Origin of the sequence: Thauera phenylacetica B4P (assembly GCF_000310225.1) — a bacterium.
GTDB lineage: Bacteria > Pseudomonadota > Gammaproteobacteria > Burkholderiales > Rhodocyclaceae > Thauera > Thauera phenylacetica.
The window spans coordinates 1-11229 of the sequence record NZ_AMXF01000129.1; the positions used below are offsets into that span (position 1 = coordinate 1).

The 11229-nt window shown below is 68.3% G+C and carries 10 protein-coding genes; 3 read left to right on the forward strand and 7 right to left on the reverse strand.

Features of this window, described 5'->3' with window-relative positions; all coding sequences use genetic code 11:
* Nucleotides 1-99: 99 nt before the first annotated feature.
* On the reverse strand, nt 100-1182 hold the full coding sequence (locus C667_RS14910; RefSeq protein ID WP_245538480.1) for a curli production assembly/transport component CsgG: 1083 nt from the start codon (nt 1180-1182) through the stop codon (nt 100-102).
* Nucleotides 1183-1749: 567 nt separating this feature from the next.
* On the opposite strand from C667_RS14910, the gene C667_RS24405 reads away from it, so the two are divergent.
* On the forward strand, nt 1750-2556 hold the full coding sequence (locus C667_RS24405; protein ID WP_004367684.1) for a M23 family metallopeptidase: 807 nt from the start codon (nt 1750-1752) through the stop codon (nt 2554-2556).
* Nucleotides 2557-2791: 235 nt separating this feature from the next.
* Here C667_RS24405 and C667_RS14920 read toward each other — a convergent pair whose 3' ends face one another.
* Nucleotides 2792-4345: a PD-(D/E)XK nuclease domain-containing ATP-binding protein gene (locus C667_RS14920; RefSeq protein ID WP_004367686.1), complete on the reverse strand. Its 1554-nt coding sequence runs from the start codon at nt 4343-4345 to the stop codon at nt 2792-2794.
* Between the two features lie 370 nt (nt 4346-4715).
* Entirely contained in the window at nt 4716-5174 is a 459-nt protein-coding gene (locus C667_RS25775) for a hypothetical protein (protein ID WP_157302352.1), read from the reverse strand.
* Between the two features lie 191 nt (nt 5175-5365).
* Here C667_RS25775 and C667_RS25780 point away from each other — a divergent pair, with 191 nt between their 5' ends.
* The gene (locus tag C667_RS25780) at nt 5366-5524 is read left to right on the forward strand and encodes a hypothetical protein (RefSeq protein WP_157302354.1); all 159 of its coding nucleotides are present in this window, start codon (nt 5366-5368) and stop codon (nt 5522-5524) included.
* Nucleotides 5525-6061: 537 nt separating this feature from the next.
* On the opposite strand, the gene C667_RS14930 is transcribed toward C667_RS25780, so the two are convergent.
* Both C667_RS14930 and C667_RS14935 read right to left on the reverse strand, forming a co-directional pair.
* A complete protein-coding gene (locus tag C667_RS14930; protein ID WP_157302356.1) occupies nt 6062-6850 on the reverse strand; it encodes a response regulator in 789 nt (262 codons plus the stop codon).
* Nucleotides 6851-6875: 25 nt separating this feature from the next.
* The gene (locus C667_RS14935; protein WP_245538479.1) at nt 6876-7133 is read right to left on the reverse strand and encodes a helix-turn-helix domain-containing protein; all 258 of its coding nucleotides are present in this window, start codon (nt 7131-7133) and stop codon (nt 6876-6878) included.
* A 465-nt stretch (nt 7134-7598) separates the two neighbouring features.
* On the opposite strand from C667_RS14935, the gene C667_RS14940 reads away from it, so the two are divergent.
* Entirely contained in the window at nt 7599-8255 is a 657-nt protein-coding gene (locus C667_RS14940) for a hypothetical protein (RefSeq protein WP_157302358.1), read from the forward strand.
* A 492-nt stretch (nt 8256-8747) separates the two neighbouring features.
* On the opposite strand, the gene C667_RS14945 is transcribed toward C667_RS14940, so the two are convergent.
* Nucleotides 8748-10097 carry a hypothetical protein gene (locus C667_RS14945; RefSeq protein WP_004367699.1) on the reverse strand — a complete coding sequence of 450 codons (1350 nt, stop codon included), beginning with the start codon at nt 10095-10097 and terminating at the stop codon, nt 8748-8750.
* A gap of 323 nt (nt 10098-10420) precedes the next feature.
* Nucleotides 10421-11229: response regulator (locus C667_RS14950; protein WP_211207718.1), on the reverse strand; the 809-nt coding region annotated here is incomplete at its 5' end.

Consider the following 11229-nt stretch of genomic DNA (forward strand, 5'->3'; position numbering starts at 1 on the left):
CATCCGCGGCGAGCAGGTCGCGCTCGCCCAGCACCTGCTGCGCAAGCCCCTGCAGGCGCTGCGGCGGGTGTGGGCGCTGTGAGGCGGTCGCCGCGTCGGTCAGAACACCGCGCTCGGGCGCTCGACCGGCGAAGCCTCGTGCGGCACGGGGTGAAAATCGCCCTCGCCCTCCGCCTCGGGAGAGAAGCTCAGCAGCGCGGTCTCGGGGTCGAAGGACACCAGCGCCGCGGCCTTGGTGCCGCACTGGCGGTCGTGGCCGAAGTCGTGGCCGAAGTAGCCCTTCGGCTTGCAGAAGCGCACCACCAGCTCGCGCGGGTCGTAGCCCTTGAGCGAGCCGGAGACGACCGCGCCCACCGCCATGGTCTCGCGCCCCGGGGCTTCTTCATGATCGACGATGAGGACCTCGCCCACCAGCCGGCCGGGCACGGCGATCTGCGACCTTGCGCCCGGTCCTCGAATGGCCTGTTCGCGTGTCTGGATCGACAGCATCACACCGGGCTTCAGCCCCATCCGCTTGCCATCGGGGATCAGCACCGTGTTGTCGTCCGTCGCCTTCAGCACGGGGGCTTGCCACGGTAGCGAACCCAGCACGGCCGATGCATTCAGCAAGGCCTTGCTCATCGCGTAGTTCAACGCGGCCGCGCGCGCCTTCGTCTCGTCCCGGCGAACGAACATCCCCGCTCTCTTCTCCAGGGGCTCGCCCTCCCCGGAGAACACCAGCTTTGCCGATGCCGAGCGCGGGTCCTGGAGGTGAAGCCGTACCGTCGTCACGCGGGCGTCGGGAACCCGCTCGACCGCCATGAGGATCGCATCGCCGTCGGCCGCGGAGTCGCCCCGACCGCCAGCCTTGATCACCTCGTACCGGCCAGACTCGATCAGCGCGCGCTCCAGCGCCGCCAGAAGCGCCGCCTCATGCTCGTCCACGCTCGTCGCTGCCGCCAGCGCTGCGTGCTCTAGGATCTTTACGCGTCGTTTGAGGCGGGTCGTGCCGAGTGTCGCCTGCTTCGTGCCCGGCGTGGCCGATTGCTGGTCGGTGACGCCGACCCTGCCGTGCTCCTGCGGCGGTGGGACGGCGTTGTGGCGGGTTGCGCACGCGCCGAGCGCAATCGTTATGAGCGCGCTCAGGGCTGCCAATCGCGCGAGCGCCCGAGGTTTGCGTCTTGCCTGCCGGTCACCGTTCATCACTCTTTCTTCCCGAGGTTGATTGTCCGCCTGTGGCCCGCGCCACCCGCCTGCTGCCCGGGATGCGAAAATTCTAAGCGATGGGTTGTGAGGAGTGAGAGTAAACCTATCCGCAGAAGGGCTTCTTTGATCTGCGTCGTGTTCGCTGTCACGGCAGCTGAAAAGTTGCGTCGCGGTGGCTCCTCGACGCCACATTGCCAGGGTATGGGGCGGCCTTCGGTACCGTGCTCGCAGCGAGGCGGCCGGTCGCCATCGCGAAACCTTCCTGATGGTAAGGTCGGCGTGTCCGGGGGCTTGCAAGCCTGAGAAGCAGGACTTGCGCTGGAATCGCGCGACACGGCCCGTTCGCTGGTGTCTGCAAGCTTGTGCGTCGGTCCTTCTGAAAGGGTAAACTATACTTTCAGGCAAGACGATCGAAGGGGGGCGCGTATGGGAACGCGCAGCGCGGGGTGTGCCATCTTGTTTGCGTGCGTGACGATGCCGGGTTTGTCGGGTTGCGCCGGGAGCCTGGGAGAGAACGTTTACCTTGACCCCAAAGAACCCGCGGGGGGGCGGACATTGCTCGCGATGGCAAGGCGAGATGGCTACGCCAGGCTCCTCGAGGCTGGCGACCACCCAGCACCGCCTGCTTCCGACTATAAGCTCGCAGCCGCGCGGCGTGAGGCGGCGGATCAGAACCGCCAGATCGTTGAGGGCCTGTTCGAAATGGGGTTCGAGGCGGCGGAGCTTGCGAGCGCGCTCGGTCGGGCGGCGGCGGGTGGTGTGGACCGCGCGCTGCAACCGCGCGACTGGCTCGGTGGCAGTGCGGCCGGCGTCCTGGGGGGTGGGTCCGGCAGGCCGAAGTCCGAGCCGGGCCTTGGCTACGGTTGGCGTACGGGCCTGTCGTGGGAGCACTGGGCGGGCGGCGATGCGCTCGCCCTCAACAACGACCTGCGCGGCTTCGTGGCAGCGATTCCTGCGGGCGAGCCGGTGCCCGGCGGGCAGGTGAGCTCGCGATTCGGATTCCGCCGCCACCCGATCTCGCGCCGCCTGGGGGCGCACGAAGGCACCGACTTCATCACCCACGGTGACCGCACGGTCCGCGCGGGCGGCCACGGCGTGGTGCGTTTCGCGGCGCGCCAGGGGGGCTTCGGCAAGCTCGTGGTGGTGGAACATGCGAATGGCTTCGAGACCCGTTATGCGCATCTGGCGCAGATCGCGGTGCGCGTCGGGCAGCGTGTTGCGGAAGGGGAGGCGCTCGGGGTGATGGGGAGCACGGGGTATTCCACCGGCGTGCATCTTCATTTCGAGTTGCGCTTCCGCGGGCGTCCCCTCGATGCGGTCAAGGCGATGGAGCTCGCGCACGACGGCGGGCCGCTCGTCGCCGAGCCATAGGCTCCGTCGGCGCAAGAATCGCAGGCCGCTTTCGCGCCTGCCGGCGCTCCTACATGAACCGCCACGGCCATTGGACGCAAGCGCACCGGTTTATGTAGGAGCGGCGGCAGCCGCGAATGAGGCGTGCCAGGAACCAACGTGGGTGACGAAGCCCACCGCCGCTTTCGCGCCTGCCGGCGCTCCTACGTGAACCGCCACGGCTCCTACATGAACCATCACGGCTCCTGCATGGGGTCTACACGGGCTGGGTGGTCTCGACCTCGAAGGCGACCACGCTGCGGCTCTCGCGGCTGAACTCCACGCCGATCAGGTGGATGGGCTCGCCGCGGGCGCGGTACTTGTCGGCGTAGGCGCGATCGCGCAGCTGCTGCAAGGCCTTGCCCTCGGGCACCAGCTCGACCACCTTGAACTCGAACAGATACACAGTGGCGTTGAACAGCACCGCCATGTCGATGCGTCCGCGGTTGGTCGTATCCTCCAGTCGCACATCCAGCCCCAGCGCTGCGAAGTGGCTGTAGAACACGCTGGCGTAGTAGCCCTCGTATTGCGCGATCGGATTGTTGCGATACCAGTCGTGCGGGATGCTCGCGAAGAAGGCGGTGAAGAGCGCCCGCAGGCCGTCAAAGTCGTTCGCCAGCAGCAGATCATGAAGCCGTCCGGTGTTCTCGGCAGCGCGGCTAGCGTCGGCGATATAGCGCCCCAGCAGCGCCTCGTTCAGGCTCGCGCGGACCTCGAGGTTGGGGTAACGCAGGCGATAGCGCGGCTGCGCGCCGATGCGCTGCACGTGGTCGATCGTCAGGTAGCCCGCCTGGAACATCAGCGCTTCGGTGGAGATGTCCCCGACCTCGAAGGCCGACAGCAGGCTCTCGGTGGCGATCACCTGCTCGAGACCCGGCAGCCAGGCCCCGCGCTCGGTCAGCAGATCGACCAGGAAGGTCGGCGTGCCGGTCTCGAACCAGAACGGGCGGAACTGGCGCTTCTGGAACAGCAGCAAGAGATCGAAGGGGTTGTACACCGACGCCCCCGTCCAGTTGTAGCCGTTGTACCAGGCGCGGATCTTCTCGCGGTCCAGCGCGGGGAGTTCGGGCGCGAACACCGTGTCGACGTCCTCGTCGGTGTAGCCGCAGATCGCGGAGTAGGCTTCGTCCAGGCTGATGTCGTTGAGGTTGTTGAGCCCGGAGAACAGGCTCACCTTGCTGAACTTCGACACGCCGGCGAGCATGGCGAAGCGGATGTGGGGGTCGCTGTCCTTGATCACCGAGTACAGGTTGCGCAGCCCGTCGCGGATCTCGCGCGCAATGTCGGGGCGAGTGAGGTTGTCGAGGATGGGCTTGTCGTACTCGTCGACCAGCACCACCACGCGCTGGCCATGGACGCGCTCGGCCTCGCGGATCAGCTCGGCAAAGCGGCCACGGCTGTCGCGCTGGGTGCAGCTCACCTGCAGGCGTTGCGTGTTGATGCCCAGCAGCTCGTCGATCTTGGTTTCGAGATCGGCGGCGTCACGGATCACGCCGCCGCCAAAGCTGATCCGCAGCACCGGGTAGCGCCGGCTCCAGTCCCATTGGTCGTGCGCGATCAGCCCACGAAACAGCGGCTCGTTGCCCTCGAACAGCTCGGCCAGCGTGTCGATCAGGAGGCTCTTGCCGAAGCGCCGTGGGCGCGACAGGAAGTAGTAATTGCCTTCCTCGATCAGCCGCAGGGCAAAGCCCGTCTTGTCGACGTAATAGCAGTCATCCTCGCGAATGCGCGCGAAGGTCTGAACACCGATGGGCAGCTTCTTGCGGGACATGACCGGCTCCGGAACGACACCGGCTCGATTGTAGCCGCCCCCGGGCAGCGCGGACCCCAACCGCCGCTTTCGCGCCTGCCGGCGCTCCTACATGAACCACCACGGCTCCGGCATTGGACGGAATCGCGCTGGTTTTTGTAGGAGCGCCGGCAGGCGCGAATCGGCTGGACGGAAACGCGCGGGTTTATGTAGGAGCGCCGGCAGGCGCGAATCGGCTGGACGGAAGCGCGCCGGTTCATGTAGGAGCGGCGGCAGCCGCGAATCGGGCGTGCCAGGAACCACCGCGGGTGACGAAGCCCACCGCCGCCTTCGCGCCTGCCGGCGCTCCTACATGAACCATCACGGCTCCGGTTCGCGCCTGCCGGCGTTCCTACATGCCGGGTGCGCTGCGGTAGCGCTGCAGCAGATGCTCGAGTCCGACGCGTGCGAGGCCGATCAAGGAGAGCATCAGTTCGCATTCGCGCTCGCAGCGGCACGCTTCCAGCGTGTTGCTCTTGAGCGTGTCCAGTGCGCTGAGCGCCGCTTCCAGGCGTGCGAGGAGCGCCTGGTCTTCCCCGATCGGGTCCGTGCCGGCGACGTCCTTTGCCAGCATGAGCTCGCACTGGTCCAGCCAGGCGAGGAGCTCCCCAAGCGAGATCAACCCATTCCCTGCGAGGAATCGTGACACCCAGCTCTTGTCGTGCACCGTTACCCGTGCAATTTGCGTATAGCTGACGGTCGTGGTTTCGCGCAGGAGGCGCGTCAGGTTACGTCGTGCCGAGGGGGTGTCCGGAAACGTTGCGAAGCGGTTGCGTGATGTGGAGGCGGTCGATGGCATGCTCTCACCCATTCTGGTTGCAGGGACTGCTCGGTGGGCATTGTTGCAGTTAATGCAAAAAAGGTAGACCAATAGCATAAATATATATCGCGTATGCTTACTGGTTCCCGGGGCTGCGTCGGGGACTTGCACCAAGGAGAATCCACTTGAAACAGGCAGGTAATGGGGCCACGACCACTGACCCTTGCTCCAGAATAGACGCCATGGAGGCATTGGTCTTTGCGATTGCGCACCACCTGCGCGTCGAGGCGCCGCACGTGGCGCGTCCGATCGCGCTGAGGTTGAACCTGCATGCGAGCTCGGAGCGCTTGTCGCCGGATGCGCAGCAGTTGTTCCGGCAGGTTTCGCGCCTGTTGGGTTAGAAGGGGGAGTGACGAAGAGGTGGGGGCGGGATAGCCGCCGCGGCGAGGGGCGACCGTAAAGGCTCGCTGCGGACGGTGCCCGCCGAACACCCGGCTGGGGTGGGTCTTCGAGCTGATAGGGATTGCGTCGACCGCCTGGGTCCCGCAGAGCCGGGTCAAGCGCTGCGGTACGGCAGCGGGAGGTACGGCAGCGAGAGGTACGGCAGCGAGAGGTACGGCAGCGAGAGGTACGGCAGCGAGAGGTACGGCAGCGAGAGGTACGGCAGCGAGAGGAGCGTTTGACCGAGGCGAGCCACCAATGTAAAGTTACATGTGGTGATTTTGTGAGTGGCCTCTAGGGCACTTCGATCCCGAGATTCAGATCATGGGTGAAGTTGCCACCCCGCATCGGCTTCGGCCCGTGCGGGGTTTTTTTCGTGGCCTGCTTATACGCGGTGTGCTGCGAGCAAGCGCCCACCTCTACGGATGACGCCGACCTCTGCGGATGAGGTCGGCTCTGCGGGGGATGTCGGCTCTGCGGCCGACGCCGCCCCGGACTCAGGCCGCAGCGAGGGCGTCGGCGTACTCGTGCAGGGCGGCGGCGAGCAGCTGGTGGAGGCTGGCGACCACGGCGCGGTCCTGCGCGCGTGCGGCGATCTGCAGGCGATGGGCGAGCCGCGCGGCTCGGTGTGCGCCGATGACGGAGGCGGCGGCCTGGGCGTCGAGGCTGCTGTCGATGACGCCCCGGAAGTCGTCGGCGCAGATGCGACGCCGTAGCTCCTCGACGAGGTGGGGCACGAGGAGCACGAACTGGTCGCCCACCGCGCGCTGCACGGCGGGGTCGTCGCTCACGTAGAGGCCGAGGTGGCCCTTGTCGACCAGCATGTCGCCGCCCGTCCGGTGGATGTGCTGGGGGCGCGTGACGCGGATGAGCGACACCGCCTGCCTGATGGCGCGCTCGAACTCGTCCGTCCGCAAGGGCTTCGGAAAGGTGAATACATTGGGGTAGGCGGCGCGATGGACGCGTACGGCGAGCTCGTCGAAGGCGCTGATGACGAGGATCGCGAGCTCGGCGTTGCGGGGGTCCGCCTTGAGCTCCGCCAGCCACGCCGCGCCGTCGAGCACGGGCATGTGCAGGTCCATCACCACGATGTCGATATCGCCGGTCGCGAACCTTGCGCGCGCTTCTGCGCCGTCGCAGGCTTGCTCGATGCGGGCCTGCGGGCAGATGCGGGCGACGCTCGCGGTGTAGAGCGTCCGGTAAAGCGGATCGTCCTCGACCACGAGGACATTGGGGTGGCAGGGAGTCGCGGTGGGCGTGGCGGGTGGAGTCGAGGCGTTGTGCATGGCCTTGGGTACCGTGCAGGGCCGTTTACCGGGCGGCGTCGCGCAGCCAGTCGAACATCGAGCTGGCCTGCTTCGGGGTGCCATAGACGATCTGCAGCAGCATGCGGATCTGCAGCGGGATCTCGCGCCCGTGCTCGTAACGCGAGCCGGACGACTGGCTTACCCCGATCTGTTGCCAGAAGTCGGACTGGGTCAGCTTATGCTTGCGGCGGAAGCTGGGAATGTCACCGTTGTCGCTGAAGACGAGCTTGGGCAGCTTGCGGGTGGGGGGCTTCTCGTTCAATTGCTGCACTCCTTTGTTGTGGCCCGGGGCGAACGGGCCGAGGTCTGGAAACTCGAAGGCGTCGGAGCCACGCAGCCCGATCCTCTGCTGCATCGGCGGACATGTCCGACGCCCGGGGTGCATACGCGTGCCGGGTGGTCGAATCGAGGGTGCTAGCCTGCCTCGGTTGCGTAATATACCCCAAAAGGTAAACAATACACCACCGTACTGGTATCTTATTGGGGTAAGCATTCTGTCCGGAGTGCTGCCGTCGTGTTGATTTCCATGCTGTGGAGGAGTGTCGCCATGAGGATCGGTCTGATGCGTTCGGGGAAGGCTTGCGGACTTCGCGCCGTGCGTGCACTGCGAACGAGGGGGCGAGGTGCGTCGTCGCGGGGTGGCGCGGCGACGCCGGCGCCGCGTGCGACGCTCGTAGGCTGGGGGGTGTGCGTCAGCATCGGCGAGCCCTCGCCGCGGGATCGCCTGGTGAGTCGGATGGAGCGCATGGGCGAGGAGTCGCACTCGGTGGAGTCCGTGGAGGACGTCGGCTGGATTGGCGAGGATCTGCTGCTGTTGCGCCTGGGGATGATCGACCTGTTAGGCGGCGGATCCTTTACGCGCTGGGTGGTGTTCGACTGTGCCCGCCCGGAGGTGGATTACCTGATGCACGACCTGCGCCTGCCCGAGGGCAGCGTCGTGACCGTCGTGCCCTCGACCGACGAGGATCATGTGTGGCTGCAGTGCGTTCGCCTGGTGTCCGAGCCCGGCGGCTTGCGTCAGGCCGAGAGCGAGGACGGCGCGGTGCTGGAACTCCACCGTGTGCCACTGGATCGCTTGAGGTCCGTGGAGAAGCCGCTGGCGCAGCTCTTCGGCCCGCTCACTTGCCTGTGCGCCCCCACGCCGTCGATGCTGACCGCTGGCGAGCGCGAGCGCCTGGAGGTCGGGGAACTTGCGCTGGTGGAGGACGTGCAGATGCGCGAAGACGGCTCGCTGAGCCTGCTGACGCTGTTCGGATCGCCGGAGGCGGAAGGCGCCGCCGCGCAGGTGCACAGGCTCTACGAGCTCTGCCTCGACCCTGCCGGCACCTGGTCGTCGGAGCGCCTGTTCGACCCCATGACCGATGAGGAGTTGTTGGTGATGTGAGCGCCGCGCCCGGCGTCCATTCGCCCGCGCACAGGCCCGATTCGCGGCTGCCGCCGCTCCTACATAAAACCGGACCCGCGATGGTTCATGTAGGAGCGCCGGCAGGCGCGAAAGCGGCGGCGGGGCACGCGACCACGTCGCCATCCCGCAGGCCCGATTCGCGGCTGCCGCCGCTCCTACATAAAACCGGACCCGCGATGGTTCGTGTAGGAGCGCCGGCAGGCGCGAAAGGTGGTTTATGTAGGAGCGCCGGCAGGCGCGAAGGCGGCGGCGGGGCGCGCGACCACGTCGCCATTTCGCAGGCCCGATTCGCGCCTGCCGGCGCTCCTACATAAACCAACGCGCTTCCGTCCAATTTGGAGCGCCGGCAGGCGCGAAAGCGGCGGTGGGGCAAGTGGCCATGTCGCCATCCCGCAGGCCCGATTCGCGGCTGTCGCCGCTCCTACATAAAACCGGAGCCGCGGCGGCGTCCATTCGCGGCGGCTGCGGCTTTTACACGGGGGGGCTGGTTTCGGAGAGGAGGACGCCGAGGAGCTGGAAGGCGCGGGACTCGCTGAGCTTGTCGGTGGCGGAGAGGTTGAGGATGGTCTTGGCGAGGGCCTCGGCGATGGGGCCGCATTGGCCGCTGGGCTTGTCGAAGAGGCCGGTGCCGGCGGTTGAAACGGCGGCGACTGCGGGGGTGGCAGCCGGGCGGCCGGTGGTGCCAGTGTAAACATCCGCGCCGGGCGCGCTGAAGGCGAGGGAGGGGGCCTGCACGCCGGGCGTGGCGGCGGATGCCGACAGCGACTGCGTGGTTGGTGCGCCGATCGCGGCCGAGAGCGCCGGCGTGGCCGGTGCGCCGAGCACGGCCGACGGGCCGGTTGCGAGCGGGCTGGCGGCGGGGGCGGATGCTGCGTACTCGGCGACCGCGGGGGCGGATGCTGCGTGCCTGGCGACGGCAGCCGACTTGCCCTGGCGCGGGCGGCCGGCAGTGGCGCGGGCGTTGGCCGTTGCGGTGGAGCCGGCGCTTGTGGCGCCGACCCTGCCACCGACCGCGGCACCGACCGCGGCGCCGGCCGTAGTACCGGCCGTAGTACCGGCCGTATCAGCGGCCGTACCGGCGGCGATGGCGGCAGCGCCGGCCGTGGCGGCGGCGCTGTCGACCTGCAGGCTCTGCCAGACGGCGGCGGGGACGCTGTCGGGGCTGCGGGGCTGGTCGAGCCAGCCGCGAGGGAGGCCGAGGCCGTCCTCGATGGCGAAGGCGAAGGGGTCGGAGACCGGCTTGCGCGCCGAGGTCATCAGGCTGATCCGGCTGCCGGAGGTGCCGGCGAGCTGGGCGAGGCGGTTCTTGGAGCCACGCTCGGTGGTGAGCATGGTGAGGTTGAGGCGGCGGTGTTCGTGGCGCTGCTTCTTGTCGGCCACGGCGGTGGCTGCGGCGCCCGCTCCGGCGGCTGGCACGCGGGCGGCCGGCACGGCGGCGGCGGGCAGGGCTTCGGCGATGGTGGTCGGGGCTGCAGTCGAGGCCGGATTCGAGGCCGCATTGGGAGCTTGGGCGGGGCCCTGCGACGGCCCCTGCGAGGGGGCTACGTTCGGGGCCGGGCTGAGGACGTCGATCATCGGGGGATCTCCTGGTTCGAGGGCGCCGCCCTGGTCGAGCCAGGAAGCGGGCAGCTGCAGCATCTCCTCGATGTGGGTGGCGAGCTCGTTGCTGATGGGCGCGCGACCGCAGAGCAGGTCGAGGATGCGGGCCGGCGAGAGCATCAGGCGGACGGCGAGCTGGTCGGCGTCGAGCCCGGCGTCGCGGGCGTAACGCTGGAAAAGTTCCTTGCGCCGGACCATGGTGCGCGCCTCGGTGGCGCTCATCGGCTGGACGGCGGGCGGAGCGGGCGGCACGGCGCGCTGCGGCGCGGGGGGACGACCCGTCTGGGGTGGGTTGTTACCCTTCCTGAATGCAACTTTACTCATGGTTCGTCGCGCGCCCGAGGAATATGGATAAGGAAAACGTCATCAGTTTCGCATCGACCCGTGGGCAGGGTCAAGTTCCGGGGTAATCGACGGCCGCCCCCGCCGCGCCGGAGGATGCACACGCTCCGGGATGCCGCGCGGGCGTGCTTGCCGGGGAGGCGGTGATTCCGTACGCATGCGGCCTGGGGCTCGCGGGCAGGGGGTACGCATGGCTCGCGGCCTCAGTGCGCGCTGCCGTAAAGATCGAAGTCGTGATCGAAGACGAGGGCGATCTGTCGGATCTCTTCCATGACCGCTTCGGCCGCGCCGGCGATCGCGGCGTGCTCGCTGCCGTCGAGCTGCTGACGCAGGCGGGCGACGAGCTGGACGAGCGCCTCGGCCCCGATCATGGAGCCGGTGCCGGTAAGGGTGTGGCACCACTCGCGCAGCTGCGGGTAGTCGCGCCGGCGCGCGGCGTCGGCGATGCGTGCGATGCGGTCGGGGGCGAGGTCGAAGAACTGCAGGGCGATCTGGCGCTGCAGGTCCCAGTCCTCGCCGACGAAGGCGGTGAAGCGGGCGGCGACGAGGCGGCGGCTGCGTGCGGGAGACAGCGAGGCGCACGCACCGGGGAGGATCTGGCGGATGAGCTTGCTGAGCAGCGCCGGGCGCAGCGGCTTGGCGAAGACGTGCACGCCCGGCAGGCTGCGCAGCGCCTGGGTGCTCTCGTCGGGCGCGGAGCTGACGACCAGGATCGGCACCTCGGCCAGCCCGTGCTTGCGCTTGACGATGTCGAGCAGCTCGAAGCCGTCGAAGCCCGGCATGTGGAGGTCGAGCAGGATGAGGTCGGGCCGCTGCCTCGCGAGGTGGAGCAGGGCGGCGTAGCCGTTGGCGGCGTGCTCGATCTCGATGCCGGTGACGGTGCTGGCGAGCACCTCGGTGTAGAGGGTGACGTAGAGCGGGTCGTCCTCGACGACGAGGGCGCGGGGTGCGGCGGGGCGGGGGCTGGGGGGCGTGGGCATGGGTCGGGGTGGCGTGGCCACCGGTGTGCTCA

Bases quoted from the DNA above. Each gene is read 5' to 3' on its own strand.
- C667_RS14930 (WP_157302356.1), bottom strand. From the start codon at position 6,850: ATGCACAACGCCTCGACTCCACCCGCCACGCCCACCGCGACTCCCTGC.
- C667_RS14920 (WP_004367686.1), bottom strand. From the start codon at position 4,345: ATGTCCCGCAAGAAGCTGCCCATCGGTGTTCAGACCTTCGCGCGCATT.
- C667_RS14945 (WP_004367699.1), bottom strand. From the start codon at position 10,097: ATGAGCGCCACCGAGGCGCGCACCATGGTCCGGCGCAAGGAACTTTTC.
- C667_RS14910 (WP_245538480.1), bottom strand. From the start codon at position 1,182: ATGAACGGTGACCGGCAGGCAAGACGCAAACCTCGGGCGCTCGCGCGA.
- C667_RS24405 (WP_004367684.1), top strand. From the start codon at position 1,750: ATGGCAAGGCGAGATGGCTACGCCAGGCTCCTCGAGGCTGGCGACCAC.
- C667_RS25780 (WP_157302354.1), top strand. From the start codon at position 5,366: ATGGAGGCATTGGTCTTTGCGATTGCGCACCACCTGCGCGTCGAGGCG.
- C667_RS25775 (WP_157302352.1), bottom strand. From the start codon at position 5,174: ATGGGTGAGAGCATGCCATCGACCGCCTCCACATCACGCAACCGCTTC.